At 65.2% G+C, this 22236-nt stretch carries 14 protein-coding genes; 6 read left to right on the plus strand and 8 right to left on the minus strand.

Features of this window, described 5'->3' with window-relative positions; translation table 11 throughout:
- Window positions 1–135 precede the first annotated feature (135 nt).
- The 3 genes from P9254_RS18230 to P9254_RS18240 all read left to right on the plus strand — a co-directional run bounded on the left by P9254_RS18230 (window position 136) and on the right by P9254_RS18240 (window position 11815).
- The gene (locus P9254_RS18230; RefSeq protein WP_278056026.1) at window positions 136–8715 is read left to right on the plus strand and encodes a GH36-type glycosyl hydrolase domain-containing protein; all 8580 of its coding nucleotides are present in this window, start codon (window positions 136–138) and stop codon (window positions 8713–8715) included.
- Between the two features lie 373 nt (window positions 8716–9088).
- Window positions 9089–10858 carry a glucan ABC transporter ATP-binding protein/ permease gene (locus P9254_RS18235; protein ID WP_067000546.1) on the plus strand — a complete coding sequence of 590 codons (1770 nt, stop codon included), beginning with the start codon at window positions 9089–9091 and terminating at the stop codon, window positions 10856–10858.
- Between the two features lie 198 nt (window positions 10859–11056).
- Window positions 11057–11815 carry a heme ABC transporter permease gene (locus P9254_RS18240; protein ID WP_067000549.1) on the plus strand — a complete coding sequence of 253 codons (759 nt, stop codon included), beginning with the start codon at window positions 11057–11059 and terminating at the stop codon, window positions 11813–11815.
- 236 nt (window positions 11816–12051) lie between these two features.
- Here the strand turns inward: P9254_RS18240 and P9254_RS18245 are convergent, their stop codons facing one another.
- A complete protein-coding gene (locus P9254_RS18245) occupies window positions 12052–13110 on the minus strand; it encodes a D-TA family PLP-dependent enzyme (protein ID WP_278056025.1) in 1059 nt (352 codons plus the stop codon).
- Between the two features lie 207 nt (window positions 13111–13317).
- Between P9254_RS18245 and P9254_RS18250 the strand changes: the two genes are divergently transcribed.
- Window positions 13318–14004: a D-lyxose/D-mannose family sugar isomerase gene (locus P9254_RS18250; protein ID WP_067329872.1), complete on the plus strand. Its 687-nt coding sequence runs from the start codon at window positions 13318–13320 to the stop codon at window positions 14002–14004.
- 17 nt (window positions 14005–14021) lie between these two features.
- On the opposite strand, the gene P9254_RS18255 is transcribed toward P9254_RS18250, so the two are convergent.
- The 7 genes from P9254_RS18255 to P9254_RS18285 are packed head-to-tail and all read right to left on the minus strand — an operon-like array spanning window position 14022 to window position 20261.
- Window positions 14022–14285, minus strand: coding sequence for a hypothetical protein (locus P9254_RS18255; protein WP_442920329.1), 264 nt, complete (start codon window positions 14283–14285; stop codon window positions 14022–14024).
- Between the two features lie 28 nt (window positions 14286–14313).
- The gene (locus P9254_RS18260; RefSeq protein WP_278056024.1) at window positions 14314–15177 is read right to left on the minus strand and encodes an RDD family protein; all 864 of its coding nucleotides are present in this window, start codon (window positions 15175–15177) and stop codon (window positions 14314–14316) included.
- The gene (locus P9254_RS18265; RefSeq protein WP_278056023.1) at window positions 15164–16180 is read right to left on the minus strand and encodes a stage II sporulation protein M; all 1017 of its coding nucleotides are present in this window, start codon (window positions 16178–16180) and stop codon (window positions 15164–15166) included. Before P9254_RS18265 ends, P9254_RS18260 begins: the two co-directional genes overlap by 14 nt.
- On the minus strand, window positions 16177–17481 hold the full coding sequence (locus tag P9254_RS18270; protein WP_278056022.1) for a DUF58 domain-containing protein: 1305 nt from the start codon (window positions 17479–17481) through the stop codon (window positions 16177–16179). The genes P9254_RS18265 and P9254_RS18270 overlap by 4 nt, the downstream gene beginning before the upstream one ends.
- Window positions 17478–18434 carry an AAA family ATPase gene (locus P9254_RS18275; protein ID WP_278054811.1) on the minus strand — a complete coding sequence of 319 codons (957 nt, stop codon included), beginning with the start codon at window positions 18432–18434 and terminating at the stop codon, window positions 17478–17480. The genes P9254_RS18270 and P9254_RS18275 overlap by 4 nt, the downstream gene beginning before the upstream one ends.
- A complete protein-coding gene (locus P9254_RS18280; RefSeq protein WP_278056021.1) occupies window positions 18421–19632 on the minus strand; it encodes a DUF4350 domain-containing protein in 1212 nt (403 codons plus the stop codon). The genes P9254_RS18275 and P9254_RS18280 overlap by 14 nt, the downstream gene beginning before the upstream one ends.
- Window positions 19629–20261, minus strand: a complete 633-nt coding sequence (locus tag P9254_RS18285; protein ID WP_067330190.1) for a DUF4129 domain-containing protein — start codon at window positions 20259–20261, stop codon at window positions 19629–19631. Before P9254_RS18285 ends, P9254_RS18280 begins: the two co-directional genes overlap by 4 nt.
- A 143-nt stretch (window positions 20262–20404) precedes the next feature.
- Between P9254_RS18285 and P9254_RS18290 the strand changes: the two genes are divergently transcribed.
- Both P9254_RS18290 and P9254_RS18295 read left to right on the plus strand, forming a co-directional pair.
- Complete coding sequence (locus P9254_RS18290) at window positions 20405–21181, plus strand: hypothetical protein (RefSeq protein WP_127215562.1); 777 nt, start codon at window positions 20405–20407, stop codon at window positions 21179–21181.
- A 253-nt stretch (window positions 21182–21434) separates the two neighbouring features.
- Complete coding sequence (locus P9254_RS18295) at window positions 21435–22217, plus strand: hypothetical protein (protein ID WP_067000573.1); 783 nt, start codon at window positions 21435–21437, stop codon at window positions 22215–22217.
- Window positions 22218–22236: the final 19 nt, after the last annotated feature.

Consider the following 22236-nt stretch of genomic DNA (forward strand, 5'->3'; position numbering starts at 1 on the left):
AAGGGGACGCCCCTGTCATGGAGCGCAAACAAACTTTCGGCCGAACCTGCCATGCAACAGATTGCATTTGAACCGGTTTTAGGGCCATTGCCGTGGCGGTGACGCCGCATCGCGCCCCGCCTTACGGAATAATCAATGAACATCCAGACGAATCCCGCCAAGATTGAACAAACTAGTGCCGGCTTCCCGACCGTCACGGAAGCGCCGATACGCTCCAATTTCCTGCCGGAAGACCGGCTGCGCGCGCTGGGCGCAGCACTCGCCAAGGGCGATGTCAGGGACCTGTTCGGGCTTTCGCCGTTCGAATTCCAGGCCCGCATCCGTGATAGCGCCAAGAAGATTCTCGAAGTCTACCGTTCGACCAACGCCGCCCAGGCCAAGGGCGAGACGATCACGCCCGCGGCGCAATGGCTGCTCGACAACAACTACCTGGTCGAAGAGACCATATTTCAGGTCAAGCGCGATCTGCCGCGCCGTTTCTACCGCCAGTTGCCGACACTCAAGCTTGCGGGCGGCACGGCGTTGCCGCGCGCCTTCGTCGTCGCCTGGAGCTATGTCGAGCATTCCGACAGCGCCGTCTCGGCGACCATGTTCAAGGCCATCGTCGAGGGCTTTCAATCGGTCGAGCCGCTGAAGATCGGCGAGCTCTGGGCGCTGCCGTCGCTGCTGCGGTTCGTGCTGATCGAAAACCTCCGACGCATCGCAGTGCGCGTCAACCGTACCAGAGAGATGCGCCAGATCGCCAACGAGGTCGCCGACCGGGTTCTGGCGACCGACGACAATGCCGACCGGACCAGGATCCTGTCGAGCTACGCCGCGCATGCGCAGGATACCACTTTCGCCACCCAGCTCCTTTATCGCCTGCGTGACGGTTCGCAGAACGCCGGCCGCGCGCTGGAATGGCTGGAGGGCGAGCTCGAGAAGACCGGCTCTGACGCCGAGGAGATCATCATTTCCGAGCATCAGACGCTGTCCAGCGGCAACGTCACCACCGGCAATATCATCCGCGGCCTGCGCCTCATCAACGACGTCGACTGGACGGTCTGGTTCGAGGGCGTCAGCCGCATCGACACGCTGCTGCGCGAGAAGACCGATTTCGCCGCGCTCGATTTCTTCTCGCGCGATCAGTATCGCACCGCGATCGAGCAGCTTGCGCGCCGCTCCGACCTTTCCGAATTCCGCGTCGCCGAAACGGCGATCGAGCTTGCAGGCCACACGCCTGGGGTCACCGATGCGTCCGGCGTGCCGGAAACTGCCGACCCCACCGTGCATACCGATGTCGGCTTCTTCCTGGTCGGACCGCGTCGGCCGGAGCTGGAACAGGCGATCGGCTACCGGGCTCCCTTCTATGTGACTTTCAAGCGCGCCTTTGCCGCCACCGGCTGGCTCGGCATCGTCGTGCCGGTCTTCCTGCTGACGGTGCTCCTGCTTGTGCTGTCCGGCAACGCGCTTGCCAATCTCGGCCTCTCGGCGGGGGCGATCACGCTGATGCTGGCTTTGTTCGCGGTGCCGGCGAGCGAAGGCGCGTTGGCCTTCTTCAACACCGTCGTGGCGCTCTTCCTCAAGCCGACGCGGCTCGTCGGCTATGACTACAAGCACGGCATCCCCACCTCAGCGCGCACGCTGGTCGTCGTGCCTTCGCTCATCGGGTCGCGCGACGACGTCGAGGAAAACATCCGCAACATCGAGGTGCATCATCTCGCCAACACGGCAGAAGAGATCCATTTCGCGCTTTTGTCCGACTGGCCGGATTCCAAGACCGAAATCGACGCAGCCGACATCGAGATCCTGCAATATGCCCGCGACGAGATCGCCAGGCTGAACGCCCGCTATCCGTCGGAAGGCGCTCCGCGCTTCTATCTTCTGCATCGCCGCCGGCTCTACAATCAGGCCCAGGGCTGCTGGATGGGCTGGGAACGCAAGCGCGGCAAGCTGCACGAGCTCAACCTTCTGCTGCGCGGCGACAGCGACACCACCTTCCTGCCGCTCGATGTGCCGCTGCCGGACAAAGTCACCTATGTGATGACGCTCGACGCCGACACGCGCACCACCCGCGACGCCGTCTCGAGCCTTGTCGGCAAGCTCGCGCATCCGCTCAATCGTCCGCATTTCGATCCGGCAAAGCGCGTCGTCACAGCCGGCTACACCATCCTGCAGCCGCGCATCACCGCCTCGCTCACCAGCGGCGACGATGCCTCCTTCTTCCAGCGCGTCTTCTCGGCCAATCGCGGTCTCGACCCGTACGTCTTTGCCGTGTCCGACGTCTATCAGGACGTCTTCGGCGACGGCACTTTCACCGGCAAGGGCCTCTACCATATCGACGCCTTCGAAACGGCGCTGAAGGGCCGCATCGAGGAAAACACCATCCTCAGCCACGATTTGCTCGAAGGCGCCCTGGCGCGCGCCGCGCTCGTCACCGATGTCGAACTGGTCGAGGACTATCCGACCCGCTACTCGGTCGACGCCTCACGCCACCACCGCTGGGCGCGCGGCGACTGGCAATTGCTCGGCTTCATGTTCGATCCGCGCTCTGGCGTTCCGGCACTGTCGCGCTGGAAGATGGTCGATAACCTCCGCCGCTCGGTGACCCCGATCTTCTGGGTGATGGCCTGTATCGCCGGCTGGACGCTGCTGCCGTTCACGCAGGCCGCGCAGTGGCAGGCGCTGATGATCCTCAGCCTGTTCATGGCCCCGACTTTCGACATCGTCAACGGCATCCTGCCGAAGAGCGGCGACCAGACGCCGCGCGGCCATTTCTCGGCGCTGGCGCGCGACACTGTGTTCGGCACCGCGCTGGTGGCGCTGAAGGTGCTTTTGATGGCGCACCTTGCCTGGATGATGGGCGATGCCATCGTCCGCACTCTTTACCGGCTCTTCGTCAGCCGCCAGAACCTTCTGGAGTGGCGCACCGCCTCGCAGGCGCACAAGACCGGCGGCAGCGATCTCGGCGCCTATTACAGCATGATGTATGGCGCCGTGATCATCGGCGTCGTCGGCCTTGCCGTTCCGGTGCTGGCCGATTCCACCGGCGCGTTCGTCGCCTTCTTCTTCGCGATTTTCTGGATCGGCTCGCCCGCCGTCGCCTGCTGGATCAGCCGCTCGGCCGAGACCGAGGACAGGCTGCGCATTTCCGCCGCCGACATCCATGCGCTGCGCACCGTGGCGCGTCGCACCTGGCATTATTTCGAGACCTTCGTGACGGCCGAGCATCACCATCTGCCGCCCGACAATTTCCAGGAAAGCCCGGCGCCGGTGGTGGCGCCGCGTACCTCGCCGACCAACATCGGCGTCTACCTGCTCTCGGTGGTTTCGGCGCGCGACTTCGGCTGGATCAGCCTGTCGGATGCCATCACCCGCATCGACGCCACGATGACGACCATCGAGAACATGCCGCGCGATCGCGGGCATCTCTACAATTGGTACGACACGACGACGCTGAAGCCGCTTTATCCGCTCTATATCTCGGCGGTCGACAGCGGCAATCTCGCCGGCCATCTGGTCGCCGTGGCCGCGGCCTGCGCCGAATGGGCCGAGGCGCCTTCCGTCCACCTGCAGGGCGATTTCGAGGGCATCCTCGACACCGTCACCATCCTCGACGAGAGCCTGGAGGAACTGCCCGACGACCGCCGCCAGCTGAGGCCGCTGCGCCAGCGTCTTGCCGACCGCCTCGACGGCATGCGCCGGGCAGTGATGACCATCAAGGCGCAGCCCGAGATGGCCTCGATCCGCACGATCAATCTCGCGGTGCTGGCCGGCGAGATCCGCAAGCTCGCCACGGCCATCCACGTCGAGGCGGCGTCGCCCAAGAGCGACGTCATCGCCGACTGGGCGGCCAGGCTGGAGGCGACCTGCGAGGCGCATGTGCACGATTCGCACAATGACGAAAGCGCGGTCTCGGCGCTCCGCACCAAGCTGCTCGCGCTGCGCGGGCGCTGCCGCCGCTACGCCTTCGAGATGGATTTCTCCTTCCTGATGCGGCAGGAGCGCAAGCTCCTGTCGATCGGCTATCGCGTCGAGGAGCACCAGCTCGACGAGAGCTGCTACGACCTGCTCGCCTCCGAGGCGCGGCTGACCAGCCTGTTCGGCATCGCCAAGGGCGACCTGCCGACCGAGCACTGGTTCCGGCTCGGCAGGCCGATTGTCGAGATCGGCTTCAAGGGCGCGCTGATGTCCTGGTCGGGCTCGATGTTCGAGTATCTGATGCCGCCGCTGGTGATGAAGGAGCCGCAGGGCTCGATCCTCAATCAGACCAGCAAGCTCATCATCAAGCGCCAGATCCAGTATGCGCGCTCGAAGAACGTGCCCTGGGGCATCTCGGAAGCGGCCTACAATGCCCGCGACCGCGAGCTCACCTACCAGTACACCAACTTCGGCGTGCCCGGCCTCGGCCTGAAGCGCGGCCTCGGCCAGAACACCGTGATTGCGCCTTACGCCACCATCCTGGCGGCGCAGTTCAACCCGCGCGAGGCGGTGCAGAACCTGATGCGGCTGCGCGCGATCGGCGCGCTCGGCCGGCACGGCTTCTACGATGCGGTCGACTTCACGCCGCAGCGCGTGCCGGAAGGCACCGACCATGCCGTCGTCCAGAACTACATGGCCCACCATTCCGGCATGTCGATCGCCGCCGTGGCGGACGCCATCTTCGAGGGTCGGCTGCGCGAACGCTTCCACAGCGATCCGGTGATTGAGTCGGCCGAACTCCTCTTGCAGGAGAAGGCGCCGCGCGACATCCCGACCGCCACCGTCAGGACCGAGGCCGACGAGCGCTCCAAGGACGAGACCGAGACCGAGAGCCCGGACAGCCGCATCATCCTTGACCCGATCAAGGCGCTGCGCGCGACCAACGTCATGTCGAATGGCCGTTACTCGGTCATGGTCACCGCCACCGGCTCCGGCTACAGCCGCTTCGGCGAGCTTGCCATCACCCGTTGGCAGCCGGACCCGAGCGAAGACCGTCTCGGCTCCTATATCTTTTTGCGCGACACCGCGACCGGCGACTGGTGGTCGGCCACCGCCGAGCCGAAGCGCGCCGAGGGCGAGCGCGTGCAGACGCTGTTTGCCGACGACAAGGCGAGCTTTACCAAATCGATCGGCTCGCTGCGTTCGGAGGTCGAGTGCATCGTCATCTCCGAAGGGAACGGCGAAGGCCGGCGCGTCACGCTTTACAATGACGGCCCCACCGACCGGCACATCGAGGTGACGTCCTTTGCCGAGCTGGTGCTGGGCAACGAAGCCTCCGACAACGCCCATCCGGCGTTCTCGAAGATGTTCGTCGAGACCGAGATCTCCGCTAACAACGGCGCGATCTTCGCCACCAGGCGCAAGCGCGAAAAGAACGAGCCCGACCTAACCATGGTGCATTTCGTCACCGATCCGTCGGGTCCCTCGCGCGACGCCGAGGCCGAAACCGATCGCCGCGCCTTCATCGGCCGTGGCCGCACCATCGCCGACGCTGCCGCCTTCGACCCCGGCGCCCGGCTCTCCGGCAGCCACGGCTTCACGCTCGACCCGGTGGCGGCACTTCGCCGCCAGGTGCGCGTGCCGGCCAACAAGAAGATCTCGCTGACCTTCTGGACCGTCGTCGGCGCCAACCGGGGCGAGCTCGACGAGGCGATCGGCCGCCTCGACCATCAGGAGAGCTTCGCCCGCCAGGCGATGCTCGCCTGGACGCGCAGCCAGGTGCAGACGCGCCATCTCGGCCTCAGCCTGACCGATGCCGCCAATGTGCAGAAGCTGGCGCGTTACCTGATCTATCCCGATCCGTTCCTGCGTCTGCCCGCCGACTCCATCGCCTCGGGCCTCGGCCGCCAATCGAGCCTCTGGCCGACCAGCATCTCCGGCGATTTCCCGATCTTCCTGGTGCGCATCGGCGACGTCGCCGATCTCGAGATCGTCGCCCAGGCGCTGCGCTTCCAGGAATACATGCGCGCCCGCGGCATGATGATCGACTTCGTCGTCGTTAACGAGCAGGCATCCTCCTACGTGCAGGACCTGCAGCGCGCAGTGGAGACGCTGTGCGAGAACAGCCGCCTGCGTGGTCGCGAGCTTGGCCCGCGTCAGCACATCTTCGCCGTGCGCCGCGACCTGATGGACGAGCCGACCTACAAGACCCTACTGTCGGTCGCGCGTGTTGCGCTCCACACCCGCAACGGCACCATCTTCGACCAGCTCGAGCGGGCCGAAACGGCGGCATTGCAGGCTCGCGATGCTTTGCAGCAGGCGGAAGGCGTTCCGGCCCGCCAGCCGTCGCCGCCTTTGCCTGAGCCGACGCGGGCAAGCGAGGGGGGAGCCGATATTGCCGCCGACGGCACCGGCCTCAGCCTCTGGAACGGCTTTGGCGGCTTCGACGGCGACGGCCGCCACTACGTGACGCGGCTGACCGGCCGTCGTGTGACGCCGCAGCCCTGGATCAACGTCATCTCCAACGCTTCCTTCGGCTTCCACGTCTCTGCCGAGGGCGCCGGCTTCACCTGGAGCCGCAACAGCCGCGACTACCAGTTGACGCCGTGGTCGAACGACCCGGTGTCGAACCGGCCGGGCGAGGGCTTCTATATCTACGACCAGTTGAGCGGCAAGGCGTTCTCGCCGATGGCCGCGGTGGTGCGCGATCCCTCGATGACCTACGAGACCTGGCACGGGCAGGGGTTCTCGACCTTCCGCTCGAAGCGCGGGCCGCTGTCGATGGATCTGACGCAGGTCGTCGACCCGGTGGATCCGGTGAAGATCACGCGGCTGCGCATCCAGAATGCCGGCCCCGCGCCGGCAAGGCTGCGCGTCTATGCCTATGCCGAGTGGGTGCTCGGCGGCCATCGCTCGCGCACGGCGGCAACCATTGTGCCGACCAGGGACGCCGCGACGGGCGCCATGCTGGCGCAGAACCCCTACGGGCTCGACTTCGGCGAGCGGGTGGCTTTCCTCGCCGCGACGGCGCCTGTTCATTCGGTGACCGCCGACCGCGGCGAGTTCGTCGGCAGGCACGGCACGACCGAATATCCGCAGGCCGTGCTTGGCGGAGTTGCTTTGTCCGGCCGCGTCGAGGCAGGCGACGATCCGTGCGCGGTGATCGCCAGCGACATCGACATCCCGGCCGGCGGCGACGTGACGCTGTTCTGGCTGCTTGGCGACGCCGCCACGGCCGCCGAGGCGAGCGCCCTGGTCCAGACCCACAGGGACAAGGATTTCGACCGGCGTCTGGCCGACAATGAGCGCGTCTGGCGGGGCTTCCTCGACACCATTCAGGTCGAAACGCCGGACAAGGCGCTCAACGCCATGGTCAACCACTGGCTGCCCTACCAGAGCCTGGCCTGCCGCATCCGCGCGCGGTCGGCCTTCTACCAGGCGAGCGGCGCCTTCGGCTTCCGCGACCAGTTGCAGGATACGCTGGCCTTGCTGGCGCATGATCCGAAGCTGGCGCGCGACCAGATTCTCAACGCCGCCCGCCGGCAGTTCCAGGAGGGCGACGTGCAGCACTGGTGGCTGCCCCGCACCGATGCCGGCGTGCGCACCATGATCTCGGACGATGTCGTGTGGCTGGCGCACGCGACGGCCCGCTACATCGAGGTGACGGGCGATGCCGCCATCCTCAAGGAGCAGATACCGTTCATCGACGGGCAGGAGCTTGGCGAGGGCGAGCACGACGCCTTCTTCACGCCCGAGATCACCAAGACCACAGCCTCGCTTTACGAGCACTGCGCGCGGGCGCTCGATCTGGCCATCAAGCGCAGCAGCCCGGCCGGCCTGCCGCTGATCCTCGGCGGCGACTGGAACGACGGCATGAACCGTGTCGGCGAGGGCGGCAAGGGCGAAAGCGTCTGGCTAGGCTGGTTCCTGCTGAAGACGCTGGGTGACTTCGCCCCCATCGCCAAGGGACAGAGCGATGGCAAGCGGGCGCAGGCCTGGACGAAGCACGCGGACCTGCTGAAGCGGGCGCTGGAGAGCACGGCCTGGGACGGCCAGTGGTACCGGCGCGGCAGCTTCGACGACGGCACGCCGCTTGGCTCCCGCAATTCGGATGAGTGCAAGATCGACTCCATCGCCCAGTCCTGGAGCGTGCTGTCGGGCGAGGGGGATCCTGCCCGCTCGACCACGGCCATGGAACAGGCGACGAAGATGCTCGTCGACGACAAGCACAAGATCGTCAAGCTGTTCACGCCGCCCTTCTCGAACAGCGACAAGGATCCCGGCTATATCAAGAGCTACCCGCCGGGCGTGCGCGAGAACGGCGGCCAGTACACCCATGCCGCCACCTGGTTCGTCATCGCGCTGGCCGAGATGGGACGCACCGACGAGGCTTATCGCTGCTTCTCGATGCTGAACCCGGTCAACCACGCCTCGGACGAGGCGGCGGCCGAGCATTACCGCGTCGAGCCTTACGTCGTGGCGGCGGACATCTACGCCGGCGAAGGAAAAGGCGGCCGCGGCGGCTGGACCTGGTATACGGGGTCGGCCGGCTGGCTCTACCGGGCCGCGGTGGAAGGAATCCTCGGCATCGAGCGGCGCGGCAAGCAGATCACGTTTAGGCCGAAGCTGCCTGGCCACTGGGACGGCTACGCCGCCACACTCAAGATGTTCGGCGGCGAAATCAAGGTTCGCGTCATCCGCGACAAAAAGACCAAGTCGATCGCGCTTGAAGTCAATGGTTCGAAGACCAAATCAGGGTCTTTCGAACCGAAGGCCGGTGAGATGACCGACGTCGTCGTCAAGATACCTGCGTAGGATCAAAGACTTGACTTGCAGGCCGCGCTCTCGGGATGCGCGGCCGAGCTTGGCGTTTTACTTTGCCAATGGGCCGGGCAGCGTGCGCCCACGTTGCTTCAGGCACGGCTAAGCAAGCGCCAAGTGATTAAAAATGTGGCAGCGCTGGGCAGGTGCCATTGTTTTGCCGCAAGGCTGACATTTCACCTTTTATCTCAAACCGTTAGGTGATCACGTCAGATTTCGCACCGTCGTCATCTTTTGTTCGCTAAATGGGAACGGAAGGGATAGACGACGCATTGTTTCGCGACACATAAACCGGTACGTGTCAAAAAATGGTGCGGCGCACAATACCGACATTGAGCACGGACAAGAGTTTGGCGGAGTAGCTGAAGTGTCACTTCTGCAGATCTACTTTAGAGCGCTGAGTTATCTGGCTGCGGACAAGAAGCGCGTCGCGCTGATCTGCGGCGCCAACGTCGCGCTTGCCGCGATCGCCATTCTCGAGCCGATCCTTTTGGGCCGGGTGATCGGCGCCATTTCCGAAAAAGGTCCGGTGTTTTCGACGCTCGCCGTCTGGGCCGCTCTCGGTGTCTTCAATGTCATAGCTTTCGTGCTGGTGTCGCGCGGCGCCGACCGCTTCGCCCATGCCCGGCGTTCGGAAGTGCTGTGCCAGTCCTTCGAGCGCGTCATCACCATGCCGCTCGCCTGGCACCACCAGCGCGGCACGTCCAATTCGCTGCACACGCTGCTGCGCGCCGTCGAAACCCTGTTCAGCCTGTGGCTCGAATTCATGCGCGTGCATCTCTCGACGGCCATTGCGCTGGTGCTGCTGGTGCCGACCGCGCTTTCCATGGACATCCGCATGTCAATCGTGCTGCTGGGCCTGGGCGTGCTCTACGTCGGAATCGGCCGTATCGTCATGCGCCGTACCAAGTCGGGGCAGACCGCCGTCGAGCGCCACTACCACACCGTCTTTGCCCATGTGACCGACAGCGTCAGCAACGTCGCCGTGCTGCAGAGCTATAACCGCATCGGCCATGAGACCGCGACGCTGAAGCGCTACGTCAAGGACCTGCTCGACGCGCAGAACCCGGTGCTCGACTGGTGGGCTATCGCCAATGCGCTGAACCGCCTGTCGTCGACCATCTCGATGATGATCGTGCTCTCGATTGGGGCTTATCTCGTCACCCGTGGCCAGCTCCGTGTCGGAGACGTCGTCGCCTTCACCGGCTTTGCCGGAATGCTGATCGCCCGTCTCGACCAGATGTCCGCCTTCACGACGCAGATTTCCGAGGCCCGCGCCAAGCTCGAGGATTTCTATCGCCTCGAGGACTCGGCCGCCGAAACCGCCGAGCCGGACGGCCTGCGCGAGTTGACCAACGTCACCGGCCGTGTGCGCTTCGAGGACGTCAGCTTCGAGTTCGCGAATTCGGGCCATGGTATCGAGAATGTCTCCTTCGAGGTGCCGGCCGGCAAGACCGTCGCCATCGTCGGCCCGACCGGCGCCGGCAAGACGACGCTTATCAACCTGCTGCAGCGCGTGTTCACGCCGTCCAGCGGCCGCATCCTGATCGACGGCATCGACACTCGCACGGTGACCCGCAAGTCGCTGCGCCACTCGATCGCCACCGTCTTCCAGGACGCCGGCCTGCTCAACCGCTCGATCGAGGATAACATCCGGGTCGGCCGCGCCGATGCGAGCAATGACGAGGTGCACGCCGCCGCCAATGCCGCCGCCGCACAGGACTTCATCCTGGCCAAGAGCAGCGGCTACGACACCGTCGTCGGCGAGCGCGGCGGCCAGCTATCGGGCGGCGAGCGCCAGCGCATCGCCATCGCCCGCGCCGTGCTGAAGGATGCGCCGATCCTGGTGCTCGACGAGGCGACCAGCGCGCTCGACGTCGAGACCGAGGACCGAGTCAAGGAAGCGATCGACGAACTGCGCCGCAACCGCACGACCTTCATCATCGCCCACCGCCTGACCACCGTGCGCGACGCCGACTTGGTCGTCTTCATGGACAAGGGCAAGGTGGTCGAATACGGCGGCTTCACCGAGCTGTCGCTGCGCAACGGCCGCTTCGCAGCCCTGCTGCGCGCCGGCGGCCTGCTCAACGACGAGGAGGTCCGTCGCCTCAGCCGTCCGGTGACGGAAGCGGCGTAAGCTTTCTTCCCTGTGGGACAAGGTGTCGCCGCAGGCGACAGATGAAGGTGTTCCAGGAAGATCAGCGTCTCACTCCGTCGCGCACCCTATCCGTCTCGGCGCTCGCGCGCCGATCCACCTTCTCTCACAAGGGGAGAAGGAGAGAGTGCGTCAACCATCCGATTGCCCCTGATGCATCGCCGGTCTATTTAGATCGGCATGAGCGACACCACCTCACGCCTCGCCGGCTGGATCGATCTCGCCAACCCGACGCGCTTCGTCGGGCTGGCCGACAAGGTTATTCCGTGGCTCGCGGCGACCGCGGCGATACTGCTCGGCGTCGGCCTCTATATGAGCTTCACCGCGCCGGAGGATTTCCAGCAGGGCATCACGGTGCGCATCATGTACATCCACGTGCCTTTCGCCTGGCTTGCGATGATGTGCTACACCATCATGGCGATCTCGGCGCTCGGCACGCTGGTCTGGCGCCACCCGCTGGCCGACGTGGCGCTGAAGGCAGCGGCTCCGATCGGCGCCACCTTCACCGCGCTCGCGCTGATCACCGGCTCGATCTGGGGCAAGCCGATGTGGGGCACCTGGTGGGTGTGGGACGCTCGGCTGACCTCGGTCTTCGTGCTTTTCCTCATGTATCTTGGGATTATCGCGCTGACCCGCGCACTGGACGACGCCGGCCGCGCCGCCTGGGCCGCCGCCATCATCACGCTGGTCGGCTTCATCAACATCCCGATCATCAAATTCTCGGTCGATTGGTGGAACACGCTGCACCAGCCGGCCTCGGTCTTCCGCCTCGGCGGCCCGACCATCGACCCTTCGATGCTGTGGCCGCTCGCCGTGATGGCGCTTGGCTTCACCGTGCTGTTCTTCGCGCTGCACCTGATGGCGATCCGCACGGAGATTTTCAGGCGCCGCGTGATCGCGATGCGCAGGGTTGCGGCGCGGCAGGCGGAACGGCAGTAGATTTTCGGACCAATAGCGGTCTGTCGCGTTCCTTCTCGCCCCCCTCTGTCCTGCCGGACATCTCCCCCACAAGGATGGTGCGATTGCTTTCGGCAACTTTCAGCGTTTGGAGGAGGGCGCGACGCCCGAGCCGCCAATCTCCCCCCAAAGTGGGGGGGAGATGTCCGGCAGGACACGGGGGGCGCTGTCCCGCCAGCCTAGACGAACTTAAAACATCTGCGTGCGTCTCAGGATCCTCAAGCCATCTTCCCCCGCGCCGCCACTGGCAGCGTTTCCAGCACCTTGTCGCCGTCGATCAGATGCACCTGGTCGAACAAATTCGTCACCACGCAGCAATGATCGGGAACTACGCGCACGCGCTCGCCAATGCGCAGGGCGGCGCCGTCTGAAAGCGTGACGTTGCCGTGCTCCTCGCTCAATCCAGTCACTCGCGCGTCGGGTACGCCGAGCAGCTCGCCGAAATCCGGCAGTCCTAGCGTATCGGAGGACAGAGCCTTGCTGCCGCTGTCGAGGATGGCGCGGGAGGGCGTCGGGTGGCTGACCACGGTGGCCAGCACCGTCAGCGCGCAATTGTCGAGCGTGCCGACGCCTTTGGCGACCTGGTAGCGGTCGAGATAGATGTAGGTGCCGGGCCTATATTCGGTGACGACGCTGTCCTCGCCCGAGCGCCACATGTCCGGCGTGCCTCCGCTGGAGATGCGCCGGCATTCGAGCCCGGCCGCCGCAAGCGTCTCGCGCGCGTTCCGCAGCCACGCCTCGGCTTCGGCGGCGCGGCCCGCCGCCGGATAAGTCATCAGCCCGCCGAAGGTCAGGCCCTTGGCCTGGTCGATCACTTTCGCCAGTGCAACCGCTTCGGCCGGGCTCTGCACGCCGCAGCGCCCCATGCCGGTGTCGCATTCGACCAGCACCGGCAGCGGGTGGCCGGTATCGGTGAAGGTCGCGGCTAGCCCTGACAGCGTTTCGTGGCTGTCCGCCGTGACCGACAGCGTGACGCGGCCATGCAGTGCCTTCAGCCGCTCCAGCTTGGCGCGGCCGAGAATGTTGTAGGGCAGGAAAATGTCCTCAAGCCCGGCATCGGCCATCACCTCGGCCTCGCCGATCTTCTGGCAGGTTATGCCGACCGCGCCAGCCGCGACCTGCTTCTTCGCCCAGTAGGGCAGCTTGTGCGTCTTGATATGCGGGCGGAGCTTCAGCCCGTGGCGGTCGGCATGCGCCTGCGCCTTTGCGATGTTGGCTTCGGCGCGGGCCGCGTCGATCAGGATCGCCGGCGTGTCGAGATCGTCTATGCTTGCCATGAAGATCACCGTTCAAAAGCATGTCTCCCGAAAGTGGGAACCGGTTTCGGGATAAAGACATGCGCAATCAAAAACCCGTTGGGGTTATGGGCTTGATCGGGCCGGATGTCACGGGGCCAGAGCCGTCAGTTTGCGTCGACAGCGGACCGGCATTGCGATATTCGGGTTGGCAGATTTCAGCAGGCAGCGGCCGGAAGGAAAACGACCATGAAGCGCTCCAAAATCAACGACATCATCCGCGAAGCCGACGCCTTCATCCGCTCGTTCGGCTACATCATGCCGCCCTTCGCCTACTGGTCGCCGGAAGAGATGAAGGCGCACAAGGCGGACTCTTCGGCCATTTTCAGCTCGCGTCTCGGCTGGGACATCACCGACTACGGCCAGGAGAAGTTCGATGAGCTTGGTCTCTTCCTTTTTACCGTCCGCAACGGCCGCTACGCGGACATGAAGCTCGGCATGGGCATGCTCTACGCCGAGAAGATCATGATCTCGCGCAAGGACCAGCTGTCGCCCATGCACCGCCACAACATCAAGGCCGAGGACATCATCAACCGCGGCGGCGGCAAGCTGGTGCTGGAACTGTTCATGCACGACCGCGACGGCGGCATCGACCCGAAGGCCGAAGTGTCGGTGCCGGTCGACGGCACCATCACCAGATTGCCCGCCGGCGGGCTCCTGAAGCTCGACCCGGGCCAGAGCGTGACGCTGCTGCCGGGCGTCTGGCACGCCTTCTGGGCCGAGGGCAAGGACGTGCTGATCGGCGAGGTCTCGACCGTCAATGACGACCTCACCGACAACGTCTTCCGCGATCCGATCGGCCGCTTCTCCAACATCGAGGAGGATGTGGCGCCGGTTCACCTTCTGGTGTCCGACTACGAGAAGTGGGTGGGGTAGGCGGGGGCGCTGAGGCTCTATCCGGTCTGATTAAGAAGTGCGCGCAGCCGGCGCACTTCCGCGACCAGGCGAGGAACGTCCTGCCGCGCAGCCGCAATGAAATCTTGCTCCGCGACGGTCGCACCGGACCTTTCAATGTCTTCGCCGCGCTCTGCGCCGTTGCCGGTCTGGATGAAGTTGGATCCTCCGTCGAAATCCCGACCTTCGTCCCAAGATTTCCACGGTCCGGGGCAGGCTGCGGCCGCCCGCGATTCCATTTCCTGAAGTTCGAATTCGGGCAACGAACTCATCATTCCCTCGCTTAGGCGTCTACCGCGCGTACTTGTCCGCCTTCCGATTGCCCAGCAGCAGCTTGCGCTCCAGGTGCGCGCGCAGCTCGCCGTAATAGGCGGTGAGGAATGCCCGTGAATCGACCGGCTCGACCCTGGCGCCGATCTTGCGGCCTATCGTTTCCGCCACCGCTTTCATCGCGAAATAGTCGTCGCGGCGCAGCACTTCCTCCAGCTTGTGCAACTCGGCGATGCCATAGGCGTCGAGCTGCGCGGCGCTGAACTGGAAGCGGGTCGCGACCGGATCCTTGCGCAGCGACAGATCCTCGAGCAGCGCCACCTTCGGCGCCTCGACCACCCAGGTTCCGGCGAGCAGGTCGCCAATCCGCAGCCGGTCGCGGTTGAAGAGCGGGAATAAGGAGAACAGCAGCGCCCACACCAGGCCGAAGATGGTCGACAGCGTGTCGGCGACGCCGGCGCTGCCGCGCGCCGCCAGGATCGACAGCGGCAGGAACACCTCGATCTCGCGCATCAGGTTGCGCGCGATGACCTGGTCGAGGCTGAGGCCGGCGCCGCTGCGCGAAGCGACGCGGACGCCGACCATCCGCTTGCCGGGCGTCGCCGCCCGCCGGCCCGCCTCGAAGGCGATGAAATAGACGTTGCGCAGCAGGAAGATGAAAATGATCCAGACGATGAAGAGCGGTTCGGCGTCCTTCACGCCGAGCCCGCCCAGGCCGAAGATCGCGACAAGGCTGACCGCGACGGCGGTGACGACGATGATCACCACATCGAGCAGGAATCCCGAAGCCCGCGTCCCGGCATCCGCCAGCTTGACGCGCAGGTCCACGCCCTCCGGCGTGACCAGCGGGCGCACCAGCGCGGCGGGATTCCTAGCCGTTGCCATGCCGCACCATCCGGAACAGGTAGAAGTAAGAAATCCAGAACGCCAGCATGCCGCCGCCGATCGAATAGCGGGCGATATCGCCTGTGATCGTCTGCCGGCCGATGCCTTCGAGCAGGCCGGCAAACAGCAACATCACGATGACGCCGACCATCGCGGTCGCCGCCACGCGGCCCGCTCGTGAGGCCGCGGCCATGCGCGTCAGCTCGCCGGGAAAGGCGATGCTGGTGCCGATGCGCATGCCGGCCGCGCCCGCGATGGCGATGGCAAAAAGCTCCGTCGTGCCGTGGATCGACAGCCAGCCGCCGAGCTCGAAACCGAGCCCCTTGGCGGCATAGATCTGGAAGATGGCGCCGAGCATGCAGCCATTCATCAGGATGATCAGCACGCTGGGCACCGCGAAGGCGAAGCCGAGCGCGAAGGCCAGGATCGACACCTGCGTGTTGTGGGTGAAGAGATAAGCGGCGAAGCCCGACAGAAAGTGGTCGCCGCCGCCATAAAGCACGCTGCGCAGCATCTCGGCCGACGAATCCGGATTGCGCCCGCCGGCGAGGCTCGGCGCGATGATGGCGTCGTACCAGCGCTTGTCGGAGGCGACCAGCCAGTATCCGGCAGCGGCACCGATCACCGTCAGGGCGACCGATGCCCAAACCTCGCGCCACAAGTCGCGGATCGCCGCCGGCCAGTCGTGCAGGAAGAAGTCGCCGATGCGCGTTCTCAAGGATCGCCGCGCGCCATAGAGGTAAAAATAGCCGCGCAGGCAGAGCGCTTCGAGATAGGCGACGAGCGCGCTGTCGAGCGAAGTGGCGCGTGCCACCGAAAGCGAGGACAGCGCCGAGCGGTAGAGGAGGGGCAGTGACAGCAGCTCCTCTTCCGACAGCGCGCGCGGCGCGCGCTTCTCGACGCGGGCAAGCAGCGCCTCGAACGCCTTCCAGTCGGCCTCGCGCTCCTGGCGGAAGCTTGCCAGCGACTGGCGGACGGCATCGGTGCCGGCGGGCAGCGTCATAAGAGGTTTTCCTCCTTGAGCTGGATAAAGCGCTCGACCAGCGCCGGGCCGAGCCGCTGGTGGTCGGCCTCGATGACATGCGCGCCGAGCAGCCTGAGTCTGCCGATCACCACCTGCCGCTGTCTGAGCAGGTCGCCGGCGGTGACCGCGCGGGCCACGTCCTCCGGAGCGGTAGGCGCCATATCCGCCAGCGTCTCCAGCTCGACATCCTTCATCAGCATGAACAGCACCAGATGCCGCTCGGTCAGCCGCCCGACGGTGCGCAGCATCAACTCGGCGCTGATCGGGTCGACGAAATCGGTGAAGACGATGACCAGCGAGCGCCGGTCGAGCTTCGCGGCGAGCGTCGTCAGCGCCAGGGTGAAATTGGTCTCCTCGGTCGAATAGTCGATCTGGGCGGCGCGCTTCTGGATCATGGTGAAGCTCGGCGAGCCGCGCACGGCGCCGCTGGAAACGCGGGGCCTGGCGTCGAAAGAAAACAGGCTGACGAGGTCGCCGCCCTTGAGCGCAATGAAGGCGGACAACAACGCCGCCGTCACGGCCCGGTCGACTTTCGGCACGCCCTCGACCGGCTCGCACATCAGCCGCCCGCTATCGATGGCTAGAACGATGTTGTTGTTCTCTTCGATACGGAATTCTCGGGCAAGCAATTTGCCGTGGCGGGCGCTGCGCTTCCAGTCGATCATGCGCCGGCCCATGCCGGGCTGGTAGTCCTTGAGCGCCTCGAACTCGCGGCCCTGGCCGGCGCGCTTCTGCGCATGGCCGTCGGCAAGAGCGGAGCGCTGCAGCAGCGTGATCGCCTCGTCGCGGGCGCGGCTGACATCGGGCAAAACCGCTATCTTGCGGTCCACCGGCAGCACGGCCTGGTTCCAGACCAGCCCGAACGGCCCTTGCCAGCGCAGCCATAGCCGATCGAAGCTGGCGATGCCGCGCCGAACGGCGTCGAATTCGAGATCGAGCGTGCCGCCATTCGCCGGCAGCGTGCCGCCCGTGCCGTTGACCGGCGCCAGCCGCTGGTCATGCCCGACGCGCGCCTGCAGCCACCGCGTTCGCGCCCCGAGACCGGCCGCGATGTGCAGCGTAAAGCGTCCGCCGACGCCGACCTGCGGCGGCGCGGTGAGCGTCGTGCTGAGCGACGCGCGTCCGCGCCCGGCCGCCGCGTCGACCGCCAAGAAGGCAAGCAAAGCGCAAATCCAGAGCAGCCCGAGATACCAGACATGCGGCAGCGCGAGCGCGATCAGGAAGGCGGGAATCGCTCCCGCCGCCGCCGCCCATACCGCTCTGCCGCTCGGATAGATCAACGCGGCGCTTCCGTCTGGTCGACGAGGTCGGACACGATCTGCTCGACCAGCCGTCCGTCGATCTGCGCCGCCGGCGAGAGGATGACGCGGTGGCGCAGCGCCGGCACGGCTAAAGCCTTGACGTCGTCGGGGATGACATAGTTGCGGCCGTCGAGCGCCGCCCGGGCTCGCGCCGCGCGCGCCAGCATGGCGCCGGCGCGAGGACTGGCGCCGACCTCCAGATCCGGGCTTTCGCGCGTGCCGCGGACAAGGGCCGCGATGTAGCCGACGACGTCGTCGACCAGCGTGACGGCGCCCACTGTGGCAAGCGCCGCCTCCAGCGTCTTGCGGTCGGTCTGCGCCTTGATGCCGTATTGCTCGATATTGTGCGAGGCGGAGCCGCCGCCGTGGTGGATGATGATGGCACGTTCTTCCTGCGCGTCCGGATAGCTGACCCGGTGCTTGAACAGGAAGCGGTCGAGCTGGGCCTCGGGGAGCGGATAGACGCCTTGATGCTCGATCGGGTTCTGCGTCGCCACCACCATGAAGTTCTTGCCGAGCGAATGGGTCGTGCCGTCGAATGTGACAGCGTGCTCCTGCATGGCTTCGAGCAGTGCAGCCTGCGTCTTCGGCGGCGTTCGGTTGATCTCGTCGGCAAGCAGCAGATCGCAGAAGATCGGGCCGCGCGTCAGCGTGAACTGGCCGGTCTGGAAATTGTAGATGTTGGCGCCGACGATGTCGCCGGGCATCAGGTCGGGCGTGAACTGGATGCGCCCATAGGCGACGCCGAGCGCCTGCGCGAAGCAGCGCGCGGTCATGGTCTTTGCGGTACCGGGCGGACCTTCGAGCAATATATGCCCGCCGGCGAACAGCGCCGTCAGCATCAGATCGACCGTGTCGCGCTGCCCGGTGATCGCTTTAGCCACCTCTTCCCTGATCGCGCTCGCCAGGGCTTTCACTTCAACGACGTTCACCGAGCCTCCTTGCCGTCCAGTCATGCAGCTCTTCCGCTGCTTCATGCATTGCGGCCAATGTTTTGGAACCGTTCGCAGCCTTGAACCGCGCGGTGAAGCCGTTCGCTTCATTTTTGTCGCGGGAATCCAGCCAGCGGTCTAGCGCTTCACCCTGCAGCCCGTGCGGCGCGCCAAGCAGCGCGGCGGCGCGCTGGCGCATCAGCGCGGCATAGCGGTCGCCGAGTTCCTGCAGCCGTCCTGCCCGCTTCAGGAGCATTGCCGTGGTGTCGACCAGCGCCTGCTTGCCGAAGGCGATGGCGCGACCCTCGGTGCGCGGCGGCCCGAAGCGACCGAGCCCGTGCAGGAAGGCGAGGGCAGCCGCCACCAGCACCGACAGCGTCAGCGCCAGGAAGGGCGGTTCGACCAGGAGCTTGCCGAGATCGTAGTTCTGGCCGATGCCGTGAAGCGTCAGGTCGAACATAACCGCGCCCTTGGCGGGCTCCAACATGGCGATCATGTCGAGCGCCGCTGCCGCCTTTTGCGGATCCTTCAGCGCCGCGTTGTTGATGAGATCGGGATCGGTCAGGATGTAGAAGGGTTCGCTGTCGAGTTCGGTGAGAACAGCCTTGCCGTCACCCGCGGCAATCAGCGGATGATTGTCGGCTACCCATTGCAACTCCTCGGGCACGGCGATCTTGCGCCCCTCTACATCGATCCGATCGACCGATGGCTTGCCGTCGCCGAGCTTGGCCTTGGCGAGGCGACCGAGCCAGTCGTTGACCGCCGTTGCGGGCAGCCGCTCGACTTTCGTCTCCCAGCCCTCCTGGCCCGGCTGCGGAAAGGTGACCCATTTGGGCAGCACGAAAAGCGTGTGCTTGCCCAAGCGGAGCTTGATGATGCGCTGAAGCGCCGCCGGGTCGCTGTTGGGCGCGATGGTGACGATCAGCAGGAATGTGGATGCCAGGGGAGATTGCAGATCCTTCTCCCCGCGCGCCATGGGCGGCGCCTGCCCGTTGGTGAGCTTCAGCCATTCCACGAGCCCGGCATAGCCGGTGCCGCCCTTGGAGAGCGGTGTTGCGCCGCCCTCGGGCTGACGAAAGTCCGGAGCGTAGGTCGAGAGCAGGAAGAATCCGGCGGCCGCGAGCAGGCTGGCGAAGATGCCCCAGAACAGCGTCCTGCGGCTGAACGGCTCTTGTGCCTCTGTCGCCTCCGCGCTCATGCCCAGGCATCCCGGAAGGCAAAGCGCTCATAGGCGCCGCGCGCCTGCTGCCAGCCCTCGGCGCCGACCGGCCGGCGAGCGAACAAGGCAGCCTCGACGATGCGCGCGATCTCACTGAAGGCAGCGCGGGGGCGGGACGGGATGGAACCTGCGGCGGCGATGTCGCGCGCGGTCAGCGACGGGCGCAGGAAGTCGGGCAGGCGGCTGGCGATGTCGGCAACGCTGCGCCGGAGCAGCAGATGCACCGCCTCGTCATAGTCGCCGCGCGCGGCGAGCGCATCGGCTTCGGAGAGCAGGATCTGAGCCGCGCCGGCATCCGGACGCCATTCCTCCTGCGCCTCCGCCTCCTTGCTCACGCGCCGCCACGGCAGCCGCCAGGCGATGCCCTTCGCCTCGAGCACGAGCAGGAACACGATGATTGCGACGCCGATGATCACCGCGCCCCAGAACAGATAGATCATGTAAGGGCCTAGCTTTGCCAGGGCTTCCAGAAAAGGCTTCAGCCATTCCGGCGGCTCCGGCCGCACCAGCCCCGGCAGGTCAAACTGGATCGAATCGTCAGCCAGCAGCTGCTTGTGCATCTTGGCCAGCCATTCGGCGTCCGCTGTGGCAGGCTGTGCCGCTGTCACCAACTCGCTCCCCTGCTACCCACGGGTTCGACACTGGCAATACCGCAGGACAATTGCAAGTGATTGGACGCGTCTCGTCAATACTGGCAGATTTGCTTTGGGGCGATAGGCTGGCGTGGAGCGGCCAAGCAGGGGAGGGCGTCATGACTTCAGCCGCGTTGGTACGGCAGGAGAAGTATCAGATCGGCCGAGTGTTCAACAACACTTTCTCCGTGATCGGTCGTAATATTGTACTCTGCGTTGGTCTTGCGGCGCTGTTTTCAGGACTACCGCAACTGGTCACCCAGCTCGTGCGTCTAAATTCCCATCCTGGAAATCCGGCCAATTTCGCCAAGGCTATCACGAACTACAAGCTCGGCTTCATCATTGGAACTGCGGTCATTGTAATACTTTATCTCGCCTTTGCGGTTCTGTTGCAGTCGAGCCTCGTCCGGGTGGCGATCGAGGACATGAACGGCAAGAAGCCGACTTTCGGCGATTCCATCGCAACAGCGATCCGCTTCCTGTTGCCCACGGTCGCCATAGGTCTGCTTGTAGCGCTCGGCGTGGGCGCGGCCTCGATTGCCTTGCTGGTGCCCGGAATCATCCTCGGGCTCGGCTGGTCGGTGGCAATACCGGTGCTCATTCAGGAGCGCTTGGGCGTCTTCGGCTCGATGTCGCGCAGCCGCGCCCTGACCAAAGGCAGCCGCTGGGCTCTGTTTGGCCTTTTCGTGATCCTGGTCATCATGGGGCTTGTGATGCAATCCATCACCGGAGTGGTCGTTTATCTATTCCATGGCATCGTCGCCGCCGTCGTGGCCGCCATGGTCCAGAGCATCGGCTCGATGGTGGGTTCCGTCGCAGCCGCGGTCAGCTATGTCGAACTGCGCCAGGTCAAGGAAGGCACTGGCGTCGATGAACTGGCGGAGATATTCTCGTAGTCTGGGATGCTGGCGAGGCCGGCCGAAGTGCTGGTGAGCGGCAGCCCCCGCTGAGAGCCTGCCTGTCCTGCAAAATCGCCTTCCTGGCCTCAAATCAGAGCGCGACCGTGAGCTTTTGCTGCAGTCGGCGGTTCTGGCTGACACCGGGAATACCCGAAACAATTGCAAGTCCACTGGACGGGGCCCGCCGTTCTTGGCAGATTTACTTTGAAGTTGCCGAATTGGATTCGGCAGCGGCTCGGGGGAAAGCTTCATGACCACTGCGACATTGGGACGACCAGGCAGATTCGAAATCGGCAGGGTGTTCAACAGCACTTTTGCCGTCATCACGCGCAACATAGGACTCTGCGTCGGGCTGGGGCTTTTGTTCGCCGGCCTGCCGACGCTGCTCATCAGGTTGTGGACCCAACCGCAGATGGAAGCGGTTATGAACGGCGATCCGAGTGCCATGGCGGATCCGAACGCGGTGCTGCGCAACTCCTATCTCAGCATCCTCGCGGGATTGATTTCCTTCGTCTTCACGCTGCTGCTCCAGTCGTCGCTGGTGCGGGCAACGATCGAGGATCTGAACGGAAGGCGGCCATCCTTCGGCGACAGCGTGCAGATTGCCATCCGCTTCCTATTGCCGACGCTTGCGATCGGCCTGCTCGTCGGCATCGGCTCTGCGCTTGCTATGATCGCGCTGATCGTCCCCGGCATCATCCTGTGGCTTGGCTGGTCGATGTCGGTTCCCGTTCTCATCCAGGAGCGGTTGGGCGTATTCGGCTCGATGTCGCGCAGCCGAGCGCTGACCAAAGGCAATCGCTGGTCGCTGTTCGGCCTCTTCCTCATCCTGGTCATCATCGCGATGGTCATCCAGTGGGGGATCCTGGTGGTGCTGCTTCTCTTCGGCGGGATCCTCGCCGAACTGGGCGCCGCCGTGGTGCAGGCCGTCGTCTCGATGGTGCTCTCCGTTGCCACCGCGGTCAGCTATGTCGAACTGCGCCAAGTCAAGGAAGGCACCAGCGTCGACGAATTGGCGAAAATCTTCTCTTAGCAACGGCCTGGCCGCCTTC

Source organism: Mesorhizobium sp. WSM4983, assembly GCF_029625765.1.
GTDB lineage: Bacteria > Pseudomonadota > Alphaproteobacteria > Rhizobiales > Rhizobiaceae > Mesorhizobium.